The organism is uncultured Faecalibacterium sp. (assembly GCF_900066275.1).
Classification (GTDB): Bacteria; Bacillota; Clostridia; order Oscillospirales; family Ruminococcaceae; genus Faecalibacterium; species Faecalibacterium taiwanense.
The window spans coordinates 12,935-38,741 of sequence record NZ_FMFG01000023.1; the positions used below are offsets into that span (position 1 = coordinate 12,935).

The window sequence follows — 25,807 nt, forward strand, 5'->3', positions numbered from 1 at the left end:
GCCTTTTGAATTGCAAAATGATTTTTCAGTTGCTATACTGGGCTTATCAAAGTTTTTTCGGGAGGACGTCGCAGTGACCGCACAGACAATGCAAATCGGGAGCAGACCTTGCCGCATTTACGGCGAAGCCCATGCGGAATACCTGCTGCTCCAAATGACCGGCGAACATGAGTTGCAGAGCATGGATCATGAAGTGGCGGCTATTGCACAAAGCAACCGAAAGTATCTGTTTGTGGCCATCCCGGTGGAAAGCTGGAACGATGCACTTTCTCCGTGGGAAGCCCCTGCTGTATGGGGAAAGCAAGGCTTCGGCGGTAAGGCTGCGGACACCCTGCGCTTTCTGACAGAACAGGTCGTGCCAACGCTGAAACAACAGTTCAATCTCCCGGAAAACGTCAAAATCATTCTGGGTGGCTACTCACTGGCCGGGCTGTTTGCGTTGTGGGCATCCACCCAGACTGATCTGTTCTATGGTGTCGCCGCCGCATCCCCCTCTGTTTGGTTTCCGGGCTGGATGGAGTTTGAACAGCAGCATCCGATACAGGCACAGCACATTTATCTGAGCCTTGGCGACAAGGAAGAGCGCACGAAAAACGCTGTCATGGCTGCGGTGGGGGATAATATCCGCACTCTGCACAGTCGGCTTGCAGAGCGTGGCGCAGACTGCACCCTTGAATGGAACAGCGGCGGGCATTTCAAAGACGCCGACCTACGCACTGCGAAAGCCTTTCGGTGGGTGATGGAGGAAAGCCGATGAATATTTTGATCGATGCAGACGGCTGCCCGGTCGTCGATCTGACTTTGCAGATTGCAAAACGGTTTGTCGTTCCGGTCATCATCCTGTGCGACACCGCTCACCAGATTGAGCGGGAAGGTGCGCAGACGCTGGTGTTCGACAAAGGAGCGGACAGCGTGGATTTTGCTCTCGTCAACCGGGTAAAACCGGGAGATGTGGTCGTAACACAGGACTACGGGCTGGCGAGTATGTGCCTTGCCAAGTGCGCCCGGGTGCTGAATCAAAATGGCTTGGAATACACCGCCGACAACATAGACGCTCTCATGCTGCGGCGTTATGAAAACAAAAAGCTCCTTCTTGCCGGAAAGCACCCCAAGGGGAGCCCAAAGCGGACGAAGGAGCAGGATGTCAGGTTTGCGGACACGCTTGAGAAGACTCTGAGCAAAAATTATTGATACATTCTTTTGGAAGGCTGGAGAAATCCAGCCTTCTTTTTTGGCGAATATCGATTTGAATGATTACATCTTGGCTACAGATTGTAAGTTGTGGGTGCAGAATAGCCCTTTTCATGGGCTCGTATATAGAGGGGTATTTCTTCGGAGTATCTTCTTTCACGAATGTTTGCTTGTACTCGTATGATTATTATGACAATTCCGTTTAATAGCAGACGCACGATTTGCAAATGCAAATTGTGACTTTTTTGTTAATTTTCAAAAGCATTGCTACGTTTTGGCCTTTCTCGATGCCTACCAATTAGAGGGACAATTTTTCGGAAGCCTTAAATTTCGAAGATTTTCTATAAAACTCTGTTCTTTGAAAACAGAATAGTTCAATCGTCCGGCACTTCACAAAAGGTACTTCTGTAACTCGCAGCCCGGTCATAACGAAGACGGGGTGGCTGAAATGCCAATGGTGCGGTGTGAATCCGCTGCCGGACGATTCCCCACTCCTAGGGTGCCGAGGGCGAATATGGGAGACCTATATCATATTGACGCAGATGGACTGTAAGCCTATCTGCGACGCGAGAGTTGAAACTACTGTCAGCTCTCTTTACATTGCCACCTGACCGCAGGTGACACACTTTTTGACATTATGAAGGCTTCTTTTAGGAGTTCACTTTTGTCCGCTTATTACAATTCGGTTACAGAATCGCCTTGGATGCTATGGAATGACCTATTTCAAAGGTTCGTATATAGAGGCATCTTTTTTCAAGACCACTTTCAACTTCAGGCACTGCAGTTGTTGCAAAGTTCCACCCTCCATCGGTCGCCCCATGGACCGACGTTATTTTAACCGAGTGGCCACATCAACTATATTTTTCAAGAACTTTTCAACAAATTTCTTTTTCGGGTTATATTTTGGCCTTTTTCGTCGGCTACCAATTAGAGGGACAATTTTTTCGGAAGCCTTAAATTCCGAAGATTTTCTATGTAACTCCGTTCTTTGAAAACAGAATAGTTCAATCGTCCGGTACTTCACAAAAGGTACTTCTGTAACTCGCAGCCCGGCCATAACGAAGACGGGGTGGCTGAAATGCCAATGGTGCGGTGTGAATCCGCTGCCGGACGATTCCCCACTCCTAGGGTGCCGAGGGCGAATATGGGAGACCTATATCATATTGACGCAGATGGGCTGCAAGTCTATCTGCGATGCGAGAGTTGAAACTACTGTCAGCTCTCTTTACATTGTCACCTGAACGCAGCCTTGCTGCAAAGGATGACACACTTTTTGACCTTAAACTACTTATGCAGAAGGAGTGCCTATGAAGTTTAACGATGCCTATTCCCAGATGTTTCCCGGTTACCCCGATGCCGTCAGCCTTCAGCAGGCTGCGGAGATGCTTGGTCTGAACCGCCATACAGTTGGGGACCTGATCCGTTCCCGCCGCCTGTTTGCGCTTAAAATCGGCCGCACCTACCGTATCCCGAAGCTGAGCGTGATCGAGTTCCTGCTCACCGGACAGAGCACCTTCCCGGCTGGAAATCCGCCGCTGGATGTGGTATGCTGTGGGTGCAGCAACGGACAGCACGCCTGTTGACCCAAAGGAGGTTTATGATGAAAACTACAGGGTCTGTCCAAGAGAAAAATGGACGTTTCTATTTCGTGGTCAATCTTTATGATGCCAACGGCAAGCGGAAGATCAAGTGGATCTCCACAGGTCTGACCGTCCGGGGCAACAAGCGCAAGGCAGAATCCATGCTCCGGGAAGTATTGCTCCACTATGATGAGACCGGGGAGCTGCCCACAGGGCGGGGCGGAGCCTACGAAAAAGTAGATGCTAAAACCGCTAAGCCCTTGCCGCAGCATCTCCAACCCGTCAGCAAGTCGGAGATGCTGTTTCTGGACTATCTCAACGAGTGGGTGCAAGTCCATAAAGCATCCATCCAGCCTGCAACCTTTATCAGCTACAATCGGATGATCACCGGGCGCATCACGCAGTATTTTGAGCCGCTGGGCTTGAAGCTGTGCGAGGTCACGCCGCAGGTGCTGGATGAGTTTCAGGAGAAGATCTTGCTGGAGGGCTACACCACTAACACGGTCATTCACTACCACGCCATCTTCGGTAAAGCGTTCAAGGATGCCGTCCGCAAGGACTATCTGGAAACCAACCCGATGCTGAAAGTTGACCGTCCGAAGAAGAACAGCTTCCGGCCCAACTTCTACTCCAAGGATGAAGTCCAGCAGCTGCTGGAAGTATCGCAGGATGACCCCCTGCACCTGTGCATCCTCATTACAGCCTACTACGGTCTGCGCCGCAGCGAGGTGCTTGGGCTGAAGTGGTCGTCTATCGACTTTGAGCGCAAGTCCATCACCATCAATCACAAGGTGACGGAACAGTTAGTGAACGGCAAGTACGTTCCTGTGGTCAGCGATGTGATGAAGAACAAGACCAGCTGCCGCACCCTGCCGCTGATCCCGGCTGTGGAAGAAGAACTTCTGAAGCAGAAGGAAAAGCAGCAGCTTTACCGCAAGCTGTTCAAGAAGAGCTACAGCACTGAGTATCTGGATTTCGTCTGCACCGATCAGGAAGGCAAGCTGATCCGCCCGAACTTCGTGACGGAGCACTTTGATTGGCTGCTGACCAAGTACGGGCTGAAGCACATCCGTTTCCACGATCTGCGCCACAGCTGCGCCAGCCTGATGGTGATGAACGGCGTATCTATGAAGCAGGTTCAGGAATGGCTGGGGCACAGCACCTTTTCTACCACCGCTGACATCTACGCACATCTCGATTACAAAAGCAAACAGGGGTCTGCTGGGGTCATTGCGAACCTTCTGGGAGAATCCAAACTCCCCAAATAATTATGGATTTATCGTTCATATATAAAGCGTACTGCAACAAGAAAAAAGCGGCCTTTCTCTGCTTGATGCAAAAGAAAAAGTCGCAGATTCGTTTGAATCTGCGACTTCTGGCGGAGATGGTGGGATTCGAACCCACGTGCCCGATTAAGGACAAAACGATTTCGAGTCGTTCTCGTTACGACCGCTTCGATACATCTCCAAGTATATTTTCATGGCAAATTTACGATTTGTATACCGCAAATCGGCCTTGAAACTTGGAACAGTTGCTGTTAGAATATTGTTAGAAAACGCATCGTTCAGACAGGTTTTGAAGCCTGTCAGGACATCAAAATTGACGTTCTCTCGTGTGATATGGAGACATCCAGCGAAGCATCCACTTGGATTTCGAGTCGTTCTCGTTACGACCGCTTCGATACATCTCCATATATTAGCCTTTACAGTATAGCAAAAAAGCGGTTTTCCGTCAACACTTTTCTCCCGTTACGGCACGGCACGGCTGCAAGCCATACGCAGCCGTGCCGTTTTGCGTTTTTGGGGCAGAAAGCGCGGTTTCTTTGCAAAAAAGGCTGTTCTTTTGGGCGGGAGCCGAGTATAATAGGAACGATATTTTTCAAATTTGAAGTATAGAGGAGAGCATTCCAATGGCACAGGCAAAACAAGATATGGGCACCGGCAGCATCAAAAAGCTGATGCTGCAGCTCATGATCCCCGCCGTGGTGGCGCAGGTGGTGAACCTGCTGTATAACATCGTGGACCGCATTTACATCGGCCACATTGCGGGCATTGGCGCGGCAGCGCTGACCGGCGTGGGGCTGTTCACACCCATTCTGATGCTGCTGAACGCTTTTGCCATGCTGGTGGGCGCGGGCGGCGCGCCGCGCACCGCCATTGCTCTGGGGCAGGGGGACAGGCAGCAGGCCGAAAAGATCGTCTCCAACAGCTTTACCGTACTGATGTTCTTTGCCGTGGTGCTGACCATTGGCTTCTATGCCGGGGCACCGGTGCTGCTGCGGCTGTTCGGTGCCAGCGATGCCACCCTGCCGTACGCCCTGAGCTACAGCCGCATCTACATTGCAGGCTCGGTGTTCGTACTGGTGGTGCTGGGCATGAACCCTTTTATCACCACGCAGGGCTTTGCCAAGACCAGTATGCTTACCACCGTGATCGGCGCGGTGATCAACATTATCCTCGACCCCATCCTGATCTTCGGGTTCGGGCTGGGCGTGCGGGGCGCGGCCATTGCCACGGTGCTCAGTCAGGCCGTGGGCGCGGCATGGATCATCCGCTTTCTCACCGGCAAAAAGACCATCCTGCGCCTGCGCAGAGACTACCTGCGCCCGGAAAAGCAGATCATTCTGCCGGTGCTGGCGCTGGGCATCTCCTCGTTTGTGATGCTCTCCACCGAAAGCCTGCTTTCCATCAGCTTCAGCTCCAGTCTGGCGCGGTACGGCGGCGATGTGGCTGTGGGTGCCATGACCGTCATCACCAGCGCATCCCAGCTGTGCACGCTGCCCATTCAGGGCATCTGTCAAGGCGGACAGCCGGTGATGAGCTTCAACTTCGGCGCAGGCAAGAAGGCCCGCGTCAAGGAAGCCTTCCGTTTTCAGCTGACGCTGTGCGGGTCCTACACCTGCTTGTTCTGGCTGTTGATGATGCTGTTTCCCGGCGCGGTGGCGGGCATTTTCACCTCGGACACCGCACTGATCCAGTACACCACGTGGGCCATGCGCATTTACATGGCGGGCATTTTTGCCATGGGCTTCCAGATCGCCTGCCAGCAAAGCTTTATGGCGCTGGGGCAGGCTAAGGTCAGCCTGCTGCTGGCCTGCCTGCGCAAGATCATTCTGCTGATCCCCCTCATCTTCATCCTGCCGCACCTGCTGCCGAACCCGGTGTTCGGCGTGTTTCTGGCCGAGCCGGTCAGCGACATTCTGGCCGCCACCATCACCACCATCACCTTCTTTGCCCGGTTCGATAAGATCCTCGACCGCGGTGCCGCTCACGTATGATCCCCATGCAAGAACGCCTGCCGGGCCATTGAGCCTGACAGGCGTTCTTTTTATGCGTCTTCCGTGATTATTTTCCGCCGGGAAAGGAACACGTCCTTATTGAAGGGCGAAACATACGTGCACTCATACTGCACCGCCTTGATGCGGCTGTAAACAAAGATCCTTCCATCCCGCAGTACACCACGGGAAGTGATATCCATGACCGGCAGCCCCTTTTTGCAGTGCAAAAGTTCGGCGTGCTCTGCATCCAGTGCTGCTGCATGGTAGTTGGTAATAAAGTAGGCAATGCGGTACTTCTGCCGCAAGGCATAGCTCTGAATAGAATCCTCCAGCACCTCCCGGTTCAGCTCCGGAAACAGCGCACAGGGCATCCAGCCAGTCTCTACCTGACTGATCTCATACCGCACGATACGGATGCGGCGGAACTCCCACAGGGTCTCGCCGGCTTCAAGATTGAACACCCGGCGCAGCTCCGCCGTAGGCTCCACCTGCTTCAGGTACAGAGTTCTGGAACGCAGCTCCTCATAGGGCACTTCGGTAAGGGAATTGTAGACCATAGGATGCCCCAGTGCCTTTTTGTTGATATAGGTACCATCGCCCTGTGTCATATAGATCAAACCAATGGATTGCAGCCTTCCCAGCACCTTCTGGATCGTGAAACGGGAAACGTGATAGATCTCTGCCAATTCCCGCTGGCTGGGCAGCTTGTCCATTATGGTCTTGCGCTGAAAGATCTTGCTGATGAGGTCTGTAACGATGAACTCAGTCTTTTTGGCAGTCACAGGCAGTATCCTCCCTTGGGGTCTTTTGCTAAGGATACCACACTGGGACAAAAAGTGCAAAGTCCTGCACATTATTGAAAGCGGTCGGTCACGGTGTCACCAGCGTACCATCCGGGATACGGCTCTGGGTCCACTCATGGGGACGGTAGCGCACCGGATACTTGACGATCTCCTTTTCGTCGATATCCACACCGATGCCCGGACGCTCAATAGGGTAGAAGTAGCCGCCTTTTGCCTCGTTGTAGCCGGGGAACACTGCCTTGATCTTGTCTTTCAGCTCGATGTTCTCCTGAATGGCGGCATTATGCAGATGGATGTTCAGGTGGGTATTCACCGCCACCCCGATGGGGGTAATGTCCGATGGGGTATGCCATGCGATACGCACGCCAAAGGGTTCGCAGAAGTGCGCCAGCTTTACCGCCGGGGTAATGCCACCCAGCTGGGAAACATGGCAGCGCAGGTAGTCCACGCGGCGGTTCACGACCAGTTCTTTCCATTCCATGGGGTTATTGAACAGCTCGCCGGTAGCAATGGGGGCCGCACACTGGCTGCGCAGCTGGGCCAGCCACTCGTTCTGATCCGGCGGAAGCAGATCTTCGAGGAAATAGGGAGCGTACGGTTCCAGCTCCTTGGCAAACCGGATCGCCTGATTTGGGGTCAGCCTTTCATGCACATCGTGCAGGATGTGGAAGGAGCTGCCGTACTTTTCCCGCAGCTTGCCGAACATATACACGGTGTTGCGCATGTAGTCGTCCTGGTTAAAATAGGTGCCGGGCAGGGGGTTTTCCGGGGTATTCAGCTCGTCCGGGATCCCGCCGTAAAAGCCCAGCTGGCAGCGGATATAACGGTAGCCCTCCTTGTAGATGCGGTCCACCTCGCGGTATAATCCTTCCAGATCATCCGCCACGGCGTGGGTATAGGCCGGGATCGCCGTCCGCGCCTTGCCGCCCAGCAGCTGGTACAGGGGCATATCTGCCAGCTTGCCCTTGATATCCCACAGCGCCATGTCGATGCCTGCCACGGCGTTGTTCAGCACCGGGCCGTTGCGCCAGTAGGAGTTGACCATCATCAGGTTCCACAGGTCTTCAATATCGTTGGCATCGCGTCCGATCAGGATGGGCTTGAGGTAATCCTCCACCGCGCATTTCACCGCCAGCGGCCGCTGCTGGAAGGTTGCGCAGCCCACACCATAAACGCCCTTATTCGTGAGCACCTTGACAGCCACCAGATTGTGGCGTTCCGGGTTCGTGACAAAACATTTGATATCTGTAATGATCGTAGGTTTCATAAGAAGCACACCTCTTTATAGCAGATTGAAAAGGGTTTGCATTTTTGCTTGCAGAACTATTCAATCATACCTTTGGCGGCAAATCAATTCCTGCTTTTTATTTGGCGAAAACCGCAAAATAAAACAGTCCAATTTTTGAAACTAAAATCATTTAACAGCATGTTATCGTCGCTTTTTGAAATCATTCCAGAGAAATGGTATGTTTTACAATGAAATTTTTCCGTGGTATATTAGCGTCACAACGCACGTGCTGGATTTTCGCTTTGGAACACAATCAAGGAAAAAGGAAACCGAAGAAGGAGGCTCTCCCTTATGGAAAAGACTGAAGTCGTCGCAAAAATCATCGAGTATGTCGGCGGCAAAGACAATGTTGTGAACACTTGGCATTGCATGACCCGTCTGCGCTTTGAGCTCAAGGATACCAGCAAGATCCAGGAGGATGCTATCAAGGCGCTGGATGGTGTCATTGGCGTGCAGTTTGCCAAAGGCCAGCTGCAGATCGTGCTTGGCACCAGCGTCCATAAATATTACGACATCGCCCTGCAGATGCTGGATCTGAAGGAGGATATCGCAGCTCCTGCCCAGCCGGAAAAGAAGAAAGACTTTATTTCCTGGTTCATGGATATGGTGTCCGGCGTATTCGGCCCCATCGTGCCCGCCATTGCCGGTGCCGGTATGATCAAGGGCCTGATGGGCGGTCTTGTCGCTCTGGGCGTTGTATCCAACGCCACCGACACCTATAAGATCATTGATATGCTTGCCAGCGGCGTGTTTACCTTCCTGCCGTTCTTCATTGCCGCATCGGCCGCAAAAAAATTCAAGACCAACCAGTATCTGGCCATTGCCATTGCCGCCACTCTGATGTACCCCACCATGGTGGATGCTGCCAAGGCAGGCGAGATCAGCAACTTTATGTTTGCAGGCATCCTGCCCATCCCGGTGTTCAACTATTCCGGTTCGGTCATTCCCATCATTTTCGGCGTATTTGCTCTGAGCTATATCTACAAGTGGGTCGATAATATCGTTCCCGAAGCCGCCCGCACCGTTATCACCCCCACCATCACCCTGTTCATTTCCGGCTTCTTTGCCCTGACGGTCATTGGTCCCGTGGGCATTTACATCGGTAAAGGTCTGGCATGGATGCTGGATGTGCTGTTCGGTATCTCTCCCATCTTTGCCGGTGTCGTCATGGGTCTGATCCGCCCCGCTTCCATTCTGGTGGGTATGCACCACGCCATGACTCCTATTGCTCTGGAGAACTTTGCCACCAAGGGCTACGACATGCTCATGCCCATGATGTTCATTGCAAATCTGTCCATTGTGGGTGCCGCCGCAGGCTGCTATTTCAAAGAAAAGAGCCAAAAGGAACGTTCCATCGTTCTGTCCTCCGTTCTGTCCGGCATTCTGGGCATCACCGAGCCTGCTCTGTTCGGCGTGCTGACCAAGTACAAGAAGGGCTTCCTTGCAGCTACCATCGGCAGCTGCGTGGGCAGCGCTTTCATCGGTGCCTTCGGTGTGCGTCTGTACGGCTACATCACCTCCAGCATTTTCAGCATTCCCGCTTATATCGGACCTTACTTCATCTACGCCGCCATCGGCTGGGTCATTGCCTTTGGCTTATCCTTTGTTCTGAGCTACCTGTTCGTGGTCAAAATGGACCGCAGCTGATCGCTTTTTCAAATCTCCCACGATAAAAAAACAGGGCCGCCGCACAAACGATGTGCGGCGGCCCTGTTGGCGTTCTGTTTTTATTTCCCCGCCAGAAGAATGGCCAGCACGGCTTTCTGCACATGCAGGCGGTTCTCGGCTTCATCGAAGATTTCCGGTGCGTGCTGCTCGAACACCGCCGAGGAGATCTCCTCACCCCGGTGGGCGGGCAGGCAGTGCAGCACCATGACATCGGGCTTTGCGCTTTCCAGCAGCTTGCTTGTGAGCTGATAGCCCACAAAATCCCGCAGGCGCTGCTCACTTTCCGGCGTGCCGGGCTTGGCGGTGTTCCACACAGCCGTTGCCACCACGTCGGCGCCCTGAATACCATCGGCAGGATCTGCGGTCAGGTGGAAAGCACTGCCGTACTTGTGGGCGAACATCAGCACATCCGCCGCCGGGCGGTAGCTCTGCGGGCAGACACAGGTGACCTGCATCCCAGCCAGCAGTCCGCCCACGATGAGGCTGTTTGCCATGCTGCTGCCGTCGCCGACAAAGCAGAGCTTCCGGCCCGCAAGGCTGCCCCGGCGCTCCCGAATGGTCATCAGGTCGGCCAGCACCTGACAGGGATGGGCGTAATCCGTCAGGCCGTTGATCACCGGCACACCGGCCAGCTCGGCAAACTCTTCCAGATCGCTCTGGCGGTAGGTGCGCCACACCACGCAGTCGTAGTAGCGGCCCAGCACCCGGGCGGTGTCCTTGAGGGGCTCGCCGCGCCCGGCCTGCAGCTCGGCGGTGTTCATGTAGTTGCCCAGACCGCCCAGCTGGTACACACCCACCTCAAAGCTAGTGCGGGTGCGGGTGGATGCCTTGGAGAACATCAGGGCAACCGTCTTTCCTGCCAGCAGCGGGGCCGTGCCGCCCAGCTTCTGCTGTGCCTTGAGTTGATCGGCCACATCCAGAATGTGGGTCAGCTCGGCAGGGGAGAGGTCGCTCATTTTCAGCAGATTTTTCATGCCTGCTCCTTCGGAGCCGTCGGCTCCATCTTGCCCAGCACATCGCTCAGGATCTCCAGCGCCATGTCCACATCGTGCTCGCTGAGGGTCAGCGGCGGCAGCAGGCGCAGGCGGGTCTTGGCTGTCAGCACCAGCAGGCCCGCTTCGCGGCAGGCGGCCAGCACATCTGCGGCCTTGAGGTCGTAGAACTCGATGCCCACCATCAGGCCGATGCCGGAAATGCTCTTGACATGGGGCAGCTTTGCGATGCCTGCGCGCAGCTGGACGGCGCGCTCGTTGACATTGGCAAGGAAGCTCTGGTCCATGCGGTCCACCACCACGTTGGCACCGGCGCAGACCACCGGGTTGCCGCCGAAGGTGGAGCCATGGGTGCCGGGGCCCATGCCCTCGGCTACCTTTTCGTTCATCAGCACTGCGCCGATGGGCAGGCCGCCGCCCAGACCCTTGGCCAGCGTGACCACGTCCGGCTTGAGGTTGTAGTGCTCGCAGCACAGGAAGGTGCCGGTGCGGCCCACGCCGGTCTGCACCTCGTCCACGATGAGCACAAGGTCTTTTTCGTCGCAGAGCTTGCGCACGGCCTGCACGTAGTCCGGGTCCAGCGCCATCACACCGCCTTCGCCCTGAATGAGTTCCAGCATCACGGCGCAGGTGGTGCGGTCCACCAGCTCCTCCAGCGCTTCGATATCGCCTGCCGGAGCATACAGGAAGCCCTCGTTGAAGGGGCCGAAGTAGTTGTGGAACACCTCCTGACCGGTGGCGGTCAGGGTGGCGATGGTGCGGCCGTGGAAGCTGTTCACCAGCGTGATGACCGTGGTGCGGTCCTTGCGGTAGTGGTCCACGCTGTACTTGCGCGCGGCCTTAATGGCACCCTCGTTGGCCTCGGCACCGGAGTTGCCAAAGAACACCTTGCTCATGCCGGTGCGCTTACACAGCTTTTTGGCCAGCTTGCCGCAGGGCGCGGTGTAGTAAAGGTTAGAGGTATGCTGCAGCTTGTGGGCCTGCTCGGAAACGGCCTCGGCCCAGTCCAGATCACAGTAGCCAAGGCTGTTCACGCCAATGCCGCTGGTAAAATCCAGATACTGCTGACCCTCGGGGCCTGCGGCGCGCAGGCCGTGGCCTTTTTCCAGCACGATGGGGTTGCGGTTATAGGTGTGCAGGACGTATTCGCCGTCCCGCTTGATGACTTTTTCAGAATCCATAGGTGTACCCTCCTGTGAACAGAAACTGTGAACAGAAAACCCTCTCAGGCGCTTTCGCGCCAGAAAATGCTGGCAAAGGCTTGAGAGGGTCATTTTTCTTATTATACCGCCTGCACGGCACCTGCGCAATGCTTATTCGCGGTGGCTGCGGCGGTAAAAGCGGGTGCCGGAGCCGCGGTTGGAGAACAGCTCCAGCAGGATGGAGTGGGGCACGCGGCCATCGATGATGACCGCCTCGTGCACGCCCTGATAGATGGCATCGGCCATGCCGCCGATCTTGGGGATCATGCCGCCCGCAATGATGCCGGCGGACTTATAGCCCTCGATCTCGGACACCTCCACCTCGGGGATGAGGGTGCTCTCGTCGTCCTTATCCCGCAGCAGGCCCGCGATATCGGTCATGGATACCAGCTTCTCCGCTTTCAGCGCAATCGCGATCTGCGCAGCGGCGGTGTCGGCGTTCACGTTGTAGGCCTGACCCAGATCGTCCATGCCCACCGTGGCGATCACGGGAATGAAGCCGCCGTCCAGCAGGCTTGCGATCAGGGTAGCGTCCACATGCACGATCTCGCCCACATGGCCCAGCTGGGGGTCCAGCTCGGTGCAGCGCAGCATCTGGCCGTCCATGCCGCACAGGCCCACGCCGCGGCCGCGCAGCTTTGCCACCAGATCTTTGTTCACCTTACCGGCCAGCACCTGCTGCACGATCTCCATGGTGGCATCGTCAGTCACGCGCAGACCGTTTGCGAAATGGCTCTCCACGCCCACTTTCTTCAGCATCTCGTTGATGGCCGGGCCGCCGCCGTGCACCAGCACCACGCGCACACCCAGCAGGGTAAGGGTGACCAGATCGTTCATGACGGCATTTTTCAGTTCTTCGTTGATCATGGCATTGCCGCCGTACTTTACCACCATGGTCTTTCCGTGATACTTCTGGATGTAGGGTGTCGCCTCAGAGAAAAGGCGCGCCATTTCTTCGTTTTTCATATACTCTCCTTGCCGCCAGCACGCTTGCTCCGGCATTCGTTTTCCACCAGACGAACTCCTTCCGTCATCGCTACGCGATGCCGCCCATTCCCCTTCTGGCACTTTCGTGCCACCTCCCCCGGCCGGGGGAGTCTTTCTCAAGGAGGGAGGCTTTCAGGCGCCCTCCTTGAGGGGGCTGTCGCCGCAGGCGACTGGGGGAGTTCCATTAAGTTCTATAGTCGCCGTTGATCTTGACATAATCGTAGGTCAGATCGCAGCCCCATGCCTTTGCGGATGCATCGCCGGTGCCCATGTCCACCTTGACCAGCACATCGTGCTCAGCCAGCACCTTGGCGGCTTCGTCCTCGCTGTAGGGGTGGTAGGCGGCGTTTTCGCACACATACACCTCACCGGCCTTGCTGGAAAGCCACACGCAGACCTTATCAATGGAGAAATCGCCGGGGGTGTAGCCGATGGCGCACAGGATGCGGCCCCAGTTGGCATCGCGGCCGAACACTGCGGCCTTGAACAGGTTGGAGCACACCACGCTGCGGCTGACGGCACGGGCGGTCTTCAGGTCGGGGGCGTGGGTCACTTCGCAGGTGATGAGGTGGGTGGCACCCTCGCCGTCACCGGCGTGCTCGGCACACATGTGCTCGGCAATGGCGGTGAGCGCGGCAACAAAGGCTTCGTAGTCCGCGTTCTCCTCGCAGATCTCCGGGTTGCCTGCAAGGCCGGAAGCCATGATGATCAAGGTATCGTTGGTGGAGGTGTCCAGATCCACGCTCATCTGGTTGTAGGTGCCGGGCACCACGGTCTTGAGGGCCTTTTCCAGCAGGATGGGGGACACCGCCGCATCGGTGGTGTAGAAGGCCAGCATGGTTGCCATATTGGGGGCGATCATGCCGCTGCCCTTGCCAATGGCACCCACCGTGCAGGTCTTGCCGCCCAGCTCGAACTGGATGGCGTATTCCTTTTTGTGGGTGTCGGTGGTCATGATGGCGGTGGCGGCATCGGTGCTGCCCTGCTCGTCCGCAGCCAGCTTTGCGGCGGCGGCAGGGATGCCCCGGGCAAAGGGGTCGATGACCATGGGCTGACCGATGACACCGGTGGAGGCGGGCAGAACGTCCTGCGGGTCGATGCCCAGCTCCTTGCCCACCAACTCACAGCATTCTTCGGCCAGAGCCACGCCGTTGGCGGCGCAGGTGTTGGCGTTGCCGCTGTTCACGATGATCGCCTGTGCGTAGCCGTCCTTCAGGTGGGCGCGGTCCACCTTGATGGGTGCGCCGCAGACCTTGTTGGTGGTGTACACACCGGCGGCGGCGCAGCGCACGTCCGCCTTGATGAGTGCCAGATCGTATTTTTCTGCATGGTTTGCGCGGATGCCGCAGTGCACGCCAGCCGCTGCAAAGCCCTTGGGCGCGCAGATGCCGCCCGCAACTTCTTGATACTGCATAATGATCTTCCTTTCCCACAGGACGAACCCTCTCAGTCAATGCCTTGCGGCATTGCCAGCTCCCCCAAAAGGGGGAGCTTTTCAGCAAGAGGGAAACCTTATCTTTTTGCCAAAAGCTCCCCCTTCGGGGGAACTGTCACCGTCAGGTGACTGAGAGGGTTTTCTTTTTTATTCCAACCCTTCGGTCTCTTCCAGCCCCAGCATCAGGTTCATGCACTGGACGGCCGCGCCGGAAGAGCCTTTGCCCAGATTATCGAACAGGGAGACCAGCATCATCTGGTCGCCTGCAGCGTTCACGGTCATGTACAGCTCCATGCGGTCGGTACCGGCCATGGCATTGGAGTACAGGCCGTTCTCCGGCAGGGCTTCGTTCAGAGCGTGCACCTTGACGGTGGCAGCATCCTTGTAATATGCCGCAATGCCCTCGGCCACCTGTTCGGCGGTGCTGCCCGCCAGCGTCAGATCCAGCGGCACCAGCACCTGCATGCCGCAGTAGTAATCGCACACCACGGGCACGAACATGGGGGTGTGGGCAAGGCCGCTGATCTTCTGCATTTCCGGCAGGTGCTTATGGGCAAGGCCCAGACCGTAGCTCTTGGGTGCATCCAGCTTGCTGTGCGCCGGGCGGTCAGCGCTCTCGTACTCGGCGATCATCTTTTTGCCGCCGCCGGAGTAGCCGGAGATGCCGGTGCAGCTGAAGGGATACTCTGCCGGTGCAAGGCCCAGCTCCACCAGCGGGCGGGCAATGCTGATAAAGCCGCTGGCATAGCAGCCGGGCACTGCCACGCGGCAGGAGTTTTTGATTTTTTCCTTCTGGCCCGCCAGCTCCGGGAAGCCGTAGTCCCATGCGGCATCGGTGCGGAAGGCGGTGGAGGTGTCCAGCACCTTCACGTCCGGGCGCAGCAGGGGCATGACCTCTTTGGAAGCGGCATCCGGCAGGCAAAGGAAGGCGAGGTCGGCAGAGTTGATCACCTTCGCGCGCTCGTTCACATCCTTGCGGCCCTCTGCGGAAATGGAAAGCAGCTCGATCTCCGGGCGTTGTGCCAGACGGTCGGCAATGCGCAGGCCGGTGGTGCCGGAAGAGCCATCAATAAAAACTTTCACGCTCATGCGTTCTTTTCCTCCCACGCATCCAGCTGTGCGTTTGCCAGTGCGATCTGGTTGTTCACGCTGGCTTCGCTGGGGCCGCCGTAGCTGGTGCGGCCCTCGCAGCACTTGACCAGATCAATGGCATCGTAGATATCGTTCTCGAACAGAGCGCTGTAGCCCTTGAACTCGTCGAGGGTCAGCTCTTCAAGGGTCTTGTCCTTTGCGATGCAGTCGGACACCATGCAGCCGGTCAGCTTGTAGGCATCGCGGAAGGGCATCCCCTTCTTGGTGAGGTAGTCGGCGCAGTCGGTGGCGTTGATAAAGCCCTTGGCGGCGGCGCGGCGCATGTTGGCCGGAATGGTCTTCATGGTGTCCAGCATGGGAGTGACCGTCTTCAGGCACAGCTCCAGCGTATCCACTGCGTCGAAGATAGCTTCCTTATCCTCCTGCATGTCCTTGTTGTAGGCGAGGGGAATGCCCTTCATCATCACCAGCAGGGTGTTCAGGTCGCCGTAGACGCGGCCGGTCTTGCCGCGGATCAGCTCGGTAACATCCGGGTTCTTCTTCTGCGGCATGATGGAAGAGCCGGTGGTAAAGGCATCGTCCAGCTCAATGAACTTGAACTCCCAGCTGCACCAGAGGATGATCTCCTCGGAAAGACGGGACAGGTGCATCATGCAGATGGAGATGGCATTGGCCAGTTCGATGCAGAAATCGCGGTCGGACACGCCGTCCAGACTGTTGGCGCAGGGAGCCGCAAAGCCCAGCTTTTCGGCGGTGAACTGGCGGTCCAGCGGGTAGGTGGTGCCAGCCAGCGCGCCGCTGCCCAGCGGGCACTGTGCGTCCATGCGGGCGGTGGCATCCTCAAAGCGCTGCAGATCCCGCAGCAGCATGGAGGCGTATGCCATCAGGGCATGGCCAAAGGTGATGGGCTGGGCACGCTGCAGATGGGTGTAGCCGGGCATGACGGCGGTGGTGTTCTCACCGGCCTTTTTGCAGATGACCTTGATGAGCTCCACAATGTAGGCCTGCAGGGTGTGGCTGTAGTCCCGCAGGGTCAGGCGGATATCCAGCGCCACCTGATCGTTGCGGCTGCGGCCGGTGTGCAGCCGCTTGCCGGCGTCGCCGATGCGGGCGGTGAGGGTCTGCTCCACAAAGGTGTGCACATCCTCGGCATTGGGGTCGATCTCCAGCCTGCCGGCTGCCAGATCGTCGGCGATGGATGCCAGACCGTTGAGGATGTCCTCACAGTCCTTTTCCGAGATGATGCCCTGCTTTGCCAGCATGGCGGCGTGCACGCCGCTGCCGCGCATATCCTGCGCGATCATGCGCTGATCGAAGCGGATGGAGGAGTTGAAGTCGTTCACGCGGGAATCCACGGCCTTGGAAAAACGGCCCTTCCAGAGTTGTTCTGCCATAGTTTTATCCTTTACTGATAGGCGGCTCGCCCTATTCACTCCCTCAGTCACGGCTTGCGCCGTGCCAGCTCCCCCGAGGGGGGAGCTTTTCTTCTGCCTGCGAAAGGCAAGAGCTTCCCCACTTGAAGAACGGCTTTGCCGAACTGCGCATAAAGCTCGCCCTTCGGGAGAGCTGGCAAACCCGTCAGGGTTTGACTGAGAGGGTTCGTTAATTTCTTCTAAAAACGGCAAAGCCGCCGCAGGGGAAAACGCTCCTGCGGCGGTGCCGCCGGCAACGATGCCGGTTGGATGGAACTTCCGTGTGAAAGTGTGAAAACACACGAAAGGGAAGATGTTACAGCTGATTACTTGATCTCCGGCCAGTTCTTGGACAGCTTTGCACGCTCCTTGATGGACAGACCGAACAGGTTGATGAAGCCTGCGGCATCAGCCTGATTGTAGTCCTCGTCCTCACCGAAGGAAGCAGTCTGCTCGTCGTACAGGGTATACGGAGAGGTGACACCTGCGTTGATCATGTTGCCCTTGTAGAGCTTGAGCTTCACATCGCCGGTGACGGTCTTTTCCAGACTGTCGGCAAAGGCATCCAGAGCCTCGCGCAGCGGGGTGAACCACTGGCCGTTGTAGACGATATCGGCATACTTCTGGGCCAGCTGAGCCTTGAAGTGAGAGCTTTCCTTATCCAGAGTGATGGTCTCCAGCACATTGATGGCCTTGTACAGGATGGCACCGCCGGGGGTCTCATACACGCCGCGGCTCTTCATGCCCACCAGACGGTTCTCCACGATATCCAGCAGGCCGATGCCGTTCTCGCCGCCCAGCTTGTTCAGGTATTCCACCAGCTCCACAGCGCCCATCTCCTTGCCGTCCACGGCGGTGGGGATGCCCTTTTCAAAGTGGATGGTCACATAGGTGGGCTTATCGGGAGCCTGCTCGGGGCTGATGCCCAGCTCCAGGAAACCGGGCTTGTTGTACTGGGGCTCGTTGGCGGGGCTCTCCAGATCCAGACCCTCGTGGCTCAGGTGCCACAGGTTCTTATCCTTGGAGTAGTTGGTCTCGCGGTTGATCTTCAGGGGGATGTGGTGAGCCTCGGCGTAGTCGATCTCCTCGTCACGGCTCTTGATATCCCACTCACGCCACGGAGCAATGATGGCCATATCGGGGCACAGGGCCTTGAGGGTCAGCTCAAAACGCACCTGATCATTGCCCTTGCCGGTGCAGCCGTGGCAGATGGCATCTGCGCCTTCCTTGATGGCGATATCCGCCAGAGCCTTGGCGATGCAGGGACGTGCAAAGCTGGTGCCCAGCAGGTAGTCCTCGTACTTTGCGCCGAACTTCAGGGTGGGGAAGATGTAGTTCTCCACAAAGTCCTTCTTCAGGTCCAGCACATACAGCTTGGAAGCGCCGGTAGCCTTGGCCTTTTCTTCCAGACCATCCAGCTCCGTGCCCTGACCCACGTCACCGGAGACAGCGACGACCTCGCAGTTGTTGTAGTTTTCCTTCAGCCAGGGAATGATGATGGAGGTATCCAGACCGCCGGAGTAAGCCAGCACGACTTTTTTGATGTTTTCCTTTTTCATAGGTGACGCTCCTTTTTCATAAAAATACACTTTTGTTTTCTGATGCGCACTTTCCCTTCGCATCCTCTTCCGTTGCGTTTCGGTTGATGCTTTTATTATACGCCGCGCTGTTTTTTCGTCAATAACAAAACCATACAAACCTTTTTTGCTTCCGGCACCCGTTTTTCGTTCATGTTGCATCTTTATGCGTTATTTGAAGAATATATTCATATTTTATGCATTTACACAGTATATATTCGGGGCACATGCAGCCTGTCCGGAGGCATGTGCGGACTACAGCACACGGAAAGAATTCACACCGCAAAAACAAAAAGCCCGGGACCCTTTTGTGAGCCGTCTGGCCCTGAAAGAGTCCCGGGTTTCGTTTTCGCTTTATGCGCCGGAAAATGGCCCGCCCGCCGCGCTCCATGCGCGGCACAGCAGTTCCTTCTGGGCCTTGGGCAGCTGCTTGAGGGCATACTCCCGCCGCAGGGCGGCGCGCTTATCCGCGCACAGTTCGAGATAGGCAAAACCCCCGGCCCCTCTGGCACGGGTGTACTTTGCACCGCGTCCGCTCTGGTGGGCGCACAGGCGGGCGGCAGGGTCGGTGGTCCAGCCGGTGTACAGCGTACCGCCGGTACACCGCACCATATACACAAAGGCGGGCTTTGGCCGGGCGCACGGCTCAGATGCGGCCATTGTTCTTTAACACCTGACGGCAGGCCGCAAGGGCGGTCTCCTTATCCTTGGCGGTGATGAGGAAGCGGCTGGCGTGGCAGAAGCTGATGCCCGGGATGCCGCTCTTCTGCTCAATGACCTCCTGCGGCTGGCCGGCCCAGCTCTGGGGGAAGGGCAGCTTGGGGCGCTTGGTCTTGTGGTCGGTGACGCACTGGGCGCTCCAGCCGCCGCGCTGGCTGGGGTAGATCACGAACAACGCGTCCGTCTTGTACAGGCCGTTCTTCCACGGCAGATAGCAGGGCAGTACCACGATGCCGTCCCGGGAGTTTTTGTAAGCCTGCTGCACCTTTTCGTCGGCGCGGTTCACGGCGTTGGCGCTGGCGATCTGGTTTTCCAAGATCTGCTTTGCCACGGCCACCGCCTTGAAAAAGCAGGTGTCCTGATCCTCTTTGGAGTCCCACACCGGGTTAAAAAAGCCAATAGCATCGCACAGGCTGTTCTGCTCGCCGGTGTTATCGTTGAGGTCCAGCGGCTGGATGAAGTTCTCGTCAATGAGCCGGGCCTGACGCTCACCCACAAGGCCGGGGCCGAGCACCCGCCACAGCAGGCCGAAGGCCGCATAGGGCACACCGTTTGCGCGGTACTCCCGGGGCTCCTGATGGTGGTCGAACATCCCAAAGCCCACATCGTACACGATGCCGTCAAAATCATCCGGCACCACAAAGCCGCGGGTGATCTTGATGTCCGGGCGCAAAATTTGCAGCAGGGCAGTGGCAAACACATCGTCGGCGTGGAACTTGCCGGCGTGGGTGAAGCCGTTTGCAGGAATTTTCATAGATGTACCTCATTCCCAATAAAATGTCTGGCAACAGTATAACACACTTTGCAGAAAGGGACAACAAAAGCCCCGGGACGGGCACGCCATTCCGGGGCTTTTTGAGCGTATTCTTACTTTTTCTTTGTGGTGCGTGCTTTTTTAGCGGCAGGAGCGGCGGGCTTTTGGGCCGGGGTGGTCTCCGGCTCGCCCAGAGCCAGAATGCTACTCAGCTCCTTCTGCACGGCGGCGTTGTTGTCGTCGGTGACGGCCAGCACATCGGAGTAGAACTGCTCCATGCCCTCGCGGGTGGAGAAGGTGGCAACGTACATCTGGTTGCCCATGGCACCGCTCAGGGCATCCGGGATGCGGTCCACCATGCGTATGTTCTGCTGGTACTTCTGCATGATCTGCTCGTGGCTGTACACAAAGTGCTTGCCATCGCGGCGGCCTGCAAACGGGCAGTAGAAGTGCTCGCCCACCGGCATATCGGTGCCGCCAAAGGCGATCATGTCCGCCCAGATCTTATAGACGTTGGTGGAGCGGGCAAAGTTGATCATATCCGGGGTAAAGCCGCCGCAGGGGCGCATGTTGACCTCCAGCGCCACGATCTGGCCCTTTTTGCCCATGCCGGCCTGATTCTCGGTCATGCGGAAGAACTCAAAGTGGATAAAGCGGCTCTTCACGCCAAAGCTCTTGACGGCGGCACGGCCTGCAGCGCGGGTGTCCTCGGGCAGGTCCTTGATGATGTAGTAGATGGAGTTGTCGTTGTCGTTGACGATATCCATGATGGACATGGGGCTGACGTTGCCGGCCTCAAAGATGGGGTTGCCGTTGGCATCGATGATGGCATCGTAGCTGTTCACCTCGGCCCGGACGAACTCCTCCATGATGTACTCCACATCCGGGTGATGGGCCGTCTTCTGCACGAGGAACTTTTTCAGGTCCTCGTCGCTGGACAGCTTGTGGGTATCGGATGCGCCCACGCCGTTATCCGGCTTTACCACCACCGGGTAGCCCACCTCGTCGATGAACTTCCGGCAGCCCTCGTAATCGTCCACCATGTGGTAGCGTGCGGTGGCGATGCCGGCCTTCTGGTAATACTCCTTCATCTTGCTCTTGTACTTGATGCGGGGCATATCGGAAGTCTGGAAGCCGGAGGTGATGTGGAAATCGGTGCGCAGGGCTGCGTCCCGCTCCAGCCAGTATTCATTGTTGGACTCCAGCCAGTCGATGCGGCCATACTTGAATGCAAAGAAGGCCACGGCGCGGTAGACCTCGTCGTAGTTTTCCAGACTGCCCACCTTGTAGTACTCGTTCAGGCTGTCCTTCAGCTCTGGCTTCAGCTCATCGTAGGGCTGGTCGCCGATGCCCAGCACGTTCATGCCGTTGTTTTTCAGCTCACGGCAGAACTGCCAGTAGTTGGTGGGGAAGTTGGGCGAAATAAAAATGAAATTCTGCATGGTTTTATGATTCCTCTTTCCTCTATAAACCTCTATAAAGGCGGCCTCGCCCTCTCCGTCCGCTCGCAAAGCTCGCGTCCACCTCGTTCCCCTTTCTGTCGCTTGCGCGACATCTTCCCCCGACCGGGGGAAATCTGTCAAAGGGAGAGGCCTTGGCAGTACGGCAAGGCCTTTTGGTTTTGCCAAAGGCTCCCCCTTTGGGGGAGCTGTCACCGAAGGTGACTGAGAGGGCGAGCCATTTTACTCGCCCAGAATATACGGCATGTAATATGCAGTCTGCTTATACCACCAGTTCCAGTCGTGGTTCACATCGTGGCCCCACAGGTCTACCCAGATGGGGATGTTCTTGGCCTCGAAGATGCGCTTGAGGAACCATGTGGTGTCCGGCTGCTCCCAGTCGCCCTGACCGCAGCAGATGACCGCCTTCTGGCTGCGGAACAGCTGCATATAGGGGTGATCCTCCGGGAAGTTCTTCATGTAGTCCACGGGCGAGTTCATGTACACCAGCTCGTCCATATAATTGCCGAAGCCATAGTGGGCCGTGTAGATGCCGCTGAGGGCCAGACAGCCGCAGAACACATCCGGGCGGCGCAGGTACAGGTTGACCGCATGGGTGGCACCCAGACTGCAGCCAAAGGCAATGACACCGGGCAGGTCGTCCCAGCCGTTGCGCTCCTTGGCCAGATACTGGATCTTGGGCACAGCCTCCTCCACGATATAGCGCAGCCACTGCTCATAGCGGCGAATGCGCCAATAGGGGTCACCCTGCGTGTCGGACCAAGTCTCCTTGTCCATGGTATCAATGGAGATCACCATGATCTTACCGGCATCGATCCATGGGGCAAGGGTATCGTTCATGTGGAAGTTCTCAAAATCGAAGAAGCGGCCATCCTGACAGGGGATGTACAGCATCGGGCGGCCTGCATGGCCGTAAATTTTGCACTCCATGTCGCGGCCCAGCGCCGGGCTGTAGTCCTTAAAATACTGCATTTCCATGGTGTTTCCTCCTTTTAGGGTTTACTCCTCCACCTCATACATCAGAGTATGGAACATAAAGGGCAGCTGTTTTTCCCAACTGGCTTCGCTGTGGGTGCCGCCGGGCACGATGCGGCTGGTAAGGTGGATGCCCCGGGTCATGACCTTTGCGCACATCTCTGCAAAGCCGCAGCGCATCCCGTCGTGGTTGCCCATCTCGCGGGAGCCGTAGTCCATGTACAGCACGGTGCCCGGCTCCAGCTTTGCGCGGCCCACAAGGCCGGAAAGCTTTTCCGGCGACACCCAGATGGACGGCGACAGCGCCGCCGCACGGCTGAAAGTGTCGTTGTACTGCAAAAGGGCGTACAGGCTCATCAGGCCGCCCATGCTGCTGCCGCCGATGAAGGTGTGCTCCCGGTCGGGCAGGGTGCGGAAGTTGCGGTCGATGAAGGGTTTGAACCGGTGGATATACCAGCTCATGGTGGCCTGACCCGTGCCGTCGAAGTGGCCGAACTGCGGGTCATCGAACCGGTAGGGCGAATACTCCACCAGCCGTTCGTTGTTGGCTCCGGCGTTGCACTCCACCGCCGCCACGATCAGCGGGGTGTCGGTGTAGTCCAGATAATCGGCCACGCCCCAGCTTTTGCCAAAGGTGGCATCCTCGTCAAAAAAGACGTTCTGGCCGTCGAACATATACAGCACCGGATACCGGCGGTCGGGGTCAGCTTCATACATCGTGGGCAGATAAACATATACTCTGCGCTGCTCGGTGCCGTTGACGGCAGGGTAGCTCACGCTCCATTTTTTGACCATGGGTCCATTCCTCTCAATCTTTCCTGCACATGACCTGCCGCAATGCAGGCCGCTGTTCTGTTTTCAGTTTAGCACTGCAGGGCACAGAAAGCAATTGCGCCGGGAAATTTTGGAGGTTTGACGGAGAGGGCGAGGACGTTATCCTAATATACGGCAAACGCCGCCGAGCGGAGGCCTGGCGGCGTTTGCTGCTATTCTGAATAAAAAGGTTCTCTCCGGAGAATCGGGATCAGTTCTTTTTCTCAACAGGCACGATCCAGCCCTTGGTATCGGGGATCTTGCCCCACTGCATACCGGTCATGGTGTCGTACAGCTTCTGGGTGACAGGGCCGATCTTGCCGTCGCCGATGTAGGCGTGCTCGCCCTTCCAGACCAGCTCCTTGACGGGGGAGACGACAGCGGCGGTACCGGTGCCGAACACCTCTTCCAGCTTGCCTTCGCGGGCAGCAGCCATGATGTCGGCAATGGCGATCTTGCCCTCGACGACCTCATAGCCCCAGTCCTTCAGCAGCTCGATGCAGCTGCGGCGGGTAACGCCGGGCAGAACGGTGCCGACGGTAGCAGCGGTGTACACCTTGCCGTCGATCTTGAACATGATGTTCATGCTGCCAACTTCCTCGACGTACTTCTTCTCCACGCCGTCCAGCCACAGCACCTGTGCGTAGCCCTGCTCCTCGGCCAGCTCACCGGCCTTGATGGAAGCAGCGTAGTTGCCGCCGCACTTGGTGAAGCCGGTCAGGCCGGGAGCGGCGCGGATGTACTCGTCTTCCACGTAGATGCGGACGGGGTTGATGCCCTCGGCGTAGTAAGCGCCCGAGGGAGCGCAGATGATGCAGAAGATGTAGTGCTTGGAAGCGTGCACGCCCAGACCCACGTCGTTTGCAAACACGAAGGGACGGATATACAGGGAAGCACCGTCGGAATGGGGCACCCAGTCACGGTCCACATCCACCAGCGTCTCAACGGCCTGAATGTAGTCCTCCACAGGGATCTTGGGGATGCACAGACGGTCGGCGGAGTCCTGGAAACGCTTTGCGTTGCAGTCCGGGCGGAACAGCTGGACGGTATCATCGGCCGTGCGGTATGCCTTCATGCCCTCAAAGATCTCCTGAGCGTAGTGGAACACGACAGTAGCCGGGTCCAGTTCAAAGGGGCCGTAGGGGACAATGCGGGCATCGTGCCAGCCTTCGCCCTCAGTATAATCCATCACGAACATATGGTCGGTGAACTTCTTGCCAAAACCCAGATTGCTCTCGTCAGGCTTTGCCTTCGGAGCAGTGGTACGGGTGATCTTGATATCCAACATGATTTATTTTCCCTCTTTCCTGATCTCGGGCGCAGCGAGTGAAAACGCGCCCGCAAACACCGAATGTTGTTTTCTATTATAATAATATGAATGTGATTTACAAGGAAACGAAAAATCTTTCATCTTTGGACAGGTTAAGTTGCGCTAAATTGCCTGCTTTTCCATGTGCAAACTGCCCAAAATATGATACAATGAGGGGCATAAGCCGGATCTTACAGGCTCAGAAAGGAGCTTTTGCACAATGATAAAAGGTGTTATTTTTGATATGGACGGGCTGATGTTCGACACCGAGCGCATCTGGGCCACCCTGTGGAAGCCCGCACTGGCCACACTGGGTCTTTCTTATAAGGAAGGGCTGGACGCTGCCGCGCGCGGCTCGGCAGGCGATTCCATGCGGGCCGTGCTGCGCCGCTTCTACGGCCCGGACTGCGACACCGACGCCATCATGGATGCCCTGCACGCGCAGGCAGAGACGGCCTTTCAGGCACCGCCGCCCAAAAAGCCGGGTCTGGATGAACTGATCGCCTATCTGGAAGCGCAGCACATTCCCATGGTGGTGGCTTCCTCCAGCCGGATGGCGTCCATCCTGCGGCACCTCAACAACTGGAAGATGACTGATCACTTTCAGGCCCTTATTTCCGGCGAGCAGTTCACCTCGTCAAAGCCCGACCCGGAGATCTTCCTCACCGCGGCCAAGGCGCTGGGCACCACCCCGGCTGAAACGCTGGTGCTGGAGGACAGCTACAACGGCGTGCGGGCCGGTGCGCGGGGCGGCTTTGTCACCGTGATGGTGCCGGACCTTGCCCCCGCCGACGACGAGATGCGCCGTCTGTACACCGCCGAGTGCAAAGACCTGCGCGAGGTGAAAAAGATGCTGGAGGAGGGGAAGCTTCTTTCCGAAGCCTGAAATATACAGTTGGTCTTTTACATTTTCACGCTAAAAAAGCGGAGAACATCCTCAAGGAAGTCTTTGTCCGACTTATCCAGCAGTCCTCCCGTGTGGAGCTGGGCAAGAAATTTGAAAGCGGCTTCTATGCCAAGCCCGACACCTCCAGCCCGCAGGCTGTACCCGCCGCAGGCGAACCCACCATCTCCATGACGGCTCTTTTGGAGTTGCTCAAGGATGCCGACCCGGAAATGAAGGCAAAGCTCCGCCTGGCCCTGCTCACCTGATGCAAAAAAGGGCACTGATTGCAATGCAATACAGCGCCCTACATAATCGGACATGGAAAACACCGACCGTGCAAAAACCGTGCAGAAACCGTGCACCCATGGCTTACAAAACAAAAAAGC

General features: G+C 57.0%; 23 protein-coding genes and 1 tRNA gene. 8 read left to right on the forward strand and 16 right to left on the reverse strand.

All coding sequences use genetic code 11. The features are described from left to right. Positions 1-88: 88 nt before the first annotated feature. The 4 genes from QZL71_RS08695 (at position 89) to QZL71_RS08710 (ending at position 4,039) form a co-directional block, all read left to right on the forward strand. Positions 89-757 carry an alpha/beta hydrolase gene (locus QZL71_RS08695; RefSeq protein WP_294648518.1) on the forward strand — a complete coding sequence of 223 codons (669 nt, stop codon included), beginning with the start codon at positions 89-91 and terminating at the stop codon, positions 755-757. Then, entirely contained in the window at positions 754-1,191 is a 438-nt protein-coding gene (locus QZL71_RS08700) for a YaiI/YqxD family protein (protein ID WP_294648505.1), read from the forward strand. Before QZL71_RS08695 ends, QZL71_RS08700 begins: the two co-directional genes overlap by 4 nt. A 1,307-nt stretch (positions 1,192-2,498) precedes the next feature. After that, complete coding sequence (locus QZL71_RS08705) at positions 2,499-2,774, forward strand: helix-turn-helix domain-containing protein (protein ID WP_227622760.1); 276 nt, start codon at positions 2,499-2,501, stop codon at positions 2,772-2,774. A gap of 14 nt (positions 2,775-2,788) precedes the next feature. Continuing rightward, positions 2,789-4,039, forward strand: coding sequence for a tyrosine-type recombinase/integrase (locus QZL71_RS08710; protein ID WP_294648506.1), 1,251 nt, complete (start codon positions 2,789-2,791; stop codon positions 4,037-4,039). A gap of 108 nt (positions 4,040-4,147) precedes the next feature. Here the strand turns inward: QZL71_RS08710 and QZL71_RS08715 are convergent. Continuing rightward, positions 4,148-4,238: transfer RNA gene (locus QZL71_RS08715), tRNA-Ser, on the reverse strand. Between the two features lie 442 nt (positions 4,239-4,680). Between QZL71_RS08715 and QZL71_RS08720 the strand changes: the two genes are divergently transcribed. Beyond that, on the forward strand, positions 4,681-6,048 hold the full coding sequence (locus QZL71_RS08720; protein WP_294648507.1) for an MATE family efflux transporter: 1,368 nt from the start codon (positions 4,681-4,683) through the stop codon (positions 6,046-6,048). Between the two features lie 50 nt (positions 6,049-6,098). On the opposite strand, the gene QZL71_RS08725 is transcribed toward QZL71_RS08720, so the two are convergent. Both QZL71_RS08725 and QZL71_RS08730 read right to left on the reverse strand, forming a co-directional pair. Then, on the reverse strand, positions 6,099-6,830 hold the full coding sequence (locus QZL71_RS08725) for a GntR family transcriptional regulator (protein WP_294648508.1): 732 nt from the start codon (positions 6,828-6,830) through the stop codon (positions 6,099-6,101). Between the two features lie 88 nt (positions 6,831-6,918). Further along, the gene (locus QZL71_RS08730) at positions 6,919-8,118 is read right to left on the reverse strand and encodes an enolase C-terminal domain-like protein (RefSeq protein WP_294648509.1); all 1,200 of its coding nucleotides are present in this window, start codon (positions 8,116-8,118) and stop codon (positions 6,919-6,921) included. Positions 8,119-8,430: 312 nt separating this feature from the next. Between QZL71_RS08730 and QZL71_RS08735 the strand changes: the two genes are divergently transcribed. Next, positions 8,431-9,786 carry a PTS transporter subunit EIIC gene (locus QZL71_RS08735; RefSeq protein ID WP_294648510.1) on the forward strand — a complete coding sequence of 452 codons (1,356 nt, stop codon included), beginning with the start codon at positions 8,431-8,433 and terminating at the stop codon, positions 9,784-9,786. Between the two features lie 80 nt (positions 9,787-9,866). Here QZL71_RS08735 and argF read toward each other — a convergent pair whose 3' ends face one another. The 13 genes from argF to QZL71_RS08800 form a co-directional block, all read right to left on the reverse strand. After that, the gene (argF, locus tag QZL71_RS08740) at positions 9,867-10,781 is read right to left on the reverse strand and encodes an ornithine carbamoyltransferase (protein ID WP_294648511.1); all 915 of its coding nucleotides are present in this window, start codon (positions 10,779-10,781) and stop codon (positions 9,867-9,869) included. Next, positions 10,778-11,980, reverse strand: a complete 1,203-nt coding sequence (locus QZL71_RS08745; RefSeq protein ID WP_097774513.1) for an aspartate aminotransferase family protein — start codon at positions 11,978-11,980, stop codon at positions 10,778-10,780. The genes argF and QZL71_RS08745 overlap by 4 nt, the downstream gene beginning before the upstream one ends. Before the next feature lie 132 nt (positions 11,981-12,112). Beyond that, the gene (gene argB / locus QZL71_RS08750; RefSeq protein WP_005938551.1) at positions 12,113-12,967 is read right to left on the reverse strand and encodes an acetylglutamate kinase; all 855 of its coding nucleotides are present in this window, start codon (positions 12,965-12,967) and stop codon (positions 12,113-12,115) included. A 205-nt stretch (positions 12,968-13,172) separates the two neighbouring features. After that, positions 13,173-14,402, reverse strand: coding sequence for a bifunctional glutamate N-acetyltransferase/amino-acid acetyltransferase ArgJ (argJ, locus tag QZL71_RS08755; protein WP_005938553.1), 1,230 nt, complete (start codon positions 14,400-14,402; stop codon positions 13,173-13,175). Positions 14,403-14,570: 168 nt separating this feature from the next. Continuing rightward, positions 14,571-15,512: an N-acetyl-gamma-glutamyl-phosphate reductase gene (gene argC, locus QZL71_RS08760; protein WP_249235327.1), complete on the reverse strand. Its 942-nt coding sequence runs from the start codon at positions 15,510-15,512 to the stop codon at positions 14,571-14,573. Next, entirely contained in the window at positions 15,509-16,909 is a 1,401-nt protein-coding gene (argH, locus tag QZL71_RS08765; protein WP_154255776.1) for an argininosuccinate lyase, read from the reverse strand. The genes argC and argH overlap by 4 nt, the downstream gene beginning before the upstream one ends. Positions 16,910-17,253: 344 nt before the next feature. Further along, complete coding sequence (locus tag QZL71_RS08770) at positions 17,254-18,486, reverse strand: argininosuccinate synthase (protein WP_294648512.1); 1,233 nt, start codon at positions 18,484-18,486, stop codon at positions 17,254-17,256. A gap of 372 nt (positions 18,487-18,858) precedes the next feature. After that, a complete protein-coding gene (locus QZL71_RS08775; RefSeq protein ID WP_294648513.1) occupies positions 18,859-19,164 on the reverse strand; it encodes a GIY-YIG nuclease family protein in 306 nt (101 codons plus the stop codon). Beyond that, a complete protein-coding gene (locus tag QZL71_RS08780) occupies positions 19,151-19,978 on the reverse strand; it encodes an MYG1 family protein (RefSeq protein WP_294648514.1) in 828 nt (275 codons plus the stop codon). Before QZL71_RS08780 ends, QZL71_RS08775 begins: the two co-directional genes overlap by 14 nt. Positions 19,979-20,091: 113 nt before the next feature. After that, positions 20,092-21,420: an ATP-grasp domain-containing protein gene (locus tag QZL71_RS08785; RefSeq protein WP_294648515.1), complete on the reverse strand. Its 1,329-nt coding sequence runs from the start codon at positions 21,418-21,420 to the stop codon at positions 20,092-20,094. Positions 21,421-21,660: 240 nt separating this feature from the next. Beyond that, positions 21,661-22,416, reverse strand: a complete 756-nt coding sequence (locus tag QZL71_RS08790) for an esterase family protein (RefSeq protein WP_291016867.1) — start codon at positions 22,414-22,416, stop codon at positions 21,661-21,663. A 21-nt stretch (positions 22,417-22,437) separates the two neighbouring features. Further along, on the reverse strand, positions 22,438-23,208 hold the full coding sequence (locus QZL71_RS08795; protein WP_097774505.1) for an alpha/beta hydrolase: 771 nt from the start codon (positions 23,206-23,208) through the stop codon (positions 22,438-22,440). Positions 23,209-23,437: 229 nt separating this feature from the next. Further along, positions 23,438-24,514, reverse strand: a complete 1,077-nt coding sequence (locus QZL71_RS08800; protein WP_005939052.1) for a branched-chain amino acid aminotransferase — start codon at positions 24,512-24,514, stop codon at positions 23,438-23,440. A gap of 241 nt (positions 24,515-24,755) precedes the next feature. Between QZL71_RS08800 and QZL71_RS08805 the strand changes: the two genes are divergently transcribed. Then, the gene (locus tag QZL71_RS08805) at positions 24,756-25,421 is read left to right on the forward strand and encodes an HAD family hydrolase (protein WP_294648516.1); all 666 of its coding nucleotides are present in this window, start codon (positions 24,756-24,758) and stop codon (positions 25,419-25,421) included. A gap of 92 nt (positions 25,422-25,513) precedes the next feature. Further along, positions 25,514-25,687: a hypothetical protein gene (locus QZL71_RS08810; RefSeq protein WP_243111106.1), complete on the forward strand. Its 174-nt coding sequence runs from the start codon at positions 25,514-25,516 to the stop codon at positions 25,685-25,687. Positions 25,688-25,807: the final 120 nt, after the last annotated feature.

Bases quoted from the DNA above. Each gene is read 5' to 3' on its own strand.
- QZL71_RS08695 (WP_294648518.1), top strand. From the start codon at position 89: ATGCAAATCGGGAGCAGACCTTGCCGCATTTACGGCGAAGCCCATGCG.
- QZL71_RS08705 (WP_227622760.1), top strand. From the start codon at position 2,499: ATGAAGTTTAACGATGCCTATTCCCAGATGTTTCCCGGTTACCCCGAT.
- QZL71_RS08780 (WP_294648514.1), bottom strand. From the start codon at position 19,978: ATGAAAATTCCTGCAAACGGCTTCACCCACGCCGGCAAGTTCCACGCC.
- QZL71_RS08775 (WP_294648513.1), bottom strand. From the start codon at position 19,164: ATGGCCGCATCTGAGCCGTGCGCCCGGCCAAAGCCCGCCTTTGTGTAT.
- QZL71_RS08790 (WP_291016867.1), bottom strand. From the start codon at position 22,416: ATGGAAATGCAGTATTTTAAGGACTACAGCCCGGCGCTGGGCCGCGAC.
- QZL71_RS08805 (WP_294648516.1), top strand. From the start codon at position 24,756: ATGATAAAAGGTGTTATTTTTGATATGGACGGGCTGATGTTCGACACC.
- QZL71_RS08795 (WP_097774505.1), bottom strand. From the start codon at position 23,208: ATGGTCAAAAAATGGAGCGTGAGCTACCCTGCCGTCAACGGCACCGAG.
- QZL71_RS08800 (WP_005939052.1), bottom strand. From the start codon at position 24,514: ATGTTGGATATCAAGATCACCCGTACCACTGCTCCGAAGGCAAAGCCT.
- QZL71_RS08785 (WP_294648515.1), bottom strand. From the start codon at position 21,420: ATGCAGAATTTCATTTTTATTTCGCCCAACTTCCCCACCAACTACTGG.
- QZL71_RS08730 (WP_294648509.1), bottom strand. From the start codon at position 8,118: ATGAAACCTACGATCATTACAGATATCAAATGTTTTGTCACGAACCCG.
- QZL71_RS08700 (WP_294648505.1), top strand. From the start codon at position 754: ATGAATATTTTGATCGATGCAGACGGCTGCCCGGTCGTCGATCTGACT.
- QZL71_RS08710 (WP_294648506.1), top strand. From the start codon at position 2,789: ATGATGAAAACTACAGGGTCTGTCCAAGAGAAAAATGGACGTTTCTAT.
- QZL71_RS08720 (WP_294648507.1), top strand. From the start codon at position 4,681: ATGGCACAGGCAAAACAAGATATGGGCACCGGCAGCATCAAAAAGCTG.
- QZL71_RS08735 (WP_294648510.1), top strand. From the start codon at position 8,431: ATGGAAAAGACTGAAGTCGTCGCAAAAATCATCGAGTATGTCGGCGGC.
- argH (WP_154255776.1), bottom strand. From the start codon at position 16,909: ATGGCAGAACAACTCTGGAAGGGCCGTTTTTCCAAGGCCGTGGATTCC.
- QZL71_RS08745 (WP_097774513.1), bottom strand. From the start codon at position 11,980: ATGGATTCTGAAAAAGTCATCAAGCGGGACGGCGAATACGTCCTGCAC.
- argB (WP_005938551.1), bottom strand. From the start codon at position 12,967: ATGAAAAACGAAGAAATGGCGCGCCTTTTCTCTGAGGCGACACCCTAC.
- QZL71_RS08770 (WP_294648512.1), bottom strand. From the start codon at position 18,486: ATGAAAAAGGAAAACATCAAAAAAGTCGTGCTGGCTTACTCCGGCGGT.
- argC (WP_249235327.1), bottom strand. From the start codon at position 15,512: ATGAGCGTGAAAGTTTTTATTGATGGCTCTTCCGGCACCACCGGCCTG.
- argJ (WP_005938553.1), bottom strand. From the start codon at position 14,402: ATGCAGTATCAAGAAGTTGCGGGCGGCATCTGCGCGCCCAAGGGCTTT.
- argF (WP_294648511.1), bottom strand. From the start codon at position 10,781: ATGAAAAATCTGCTGAAAATGAGCGACCTCTCCCCTGCCGAGCTGACC.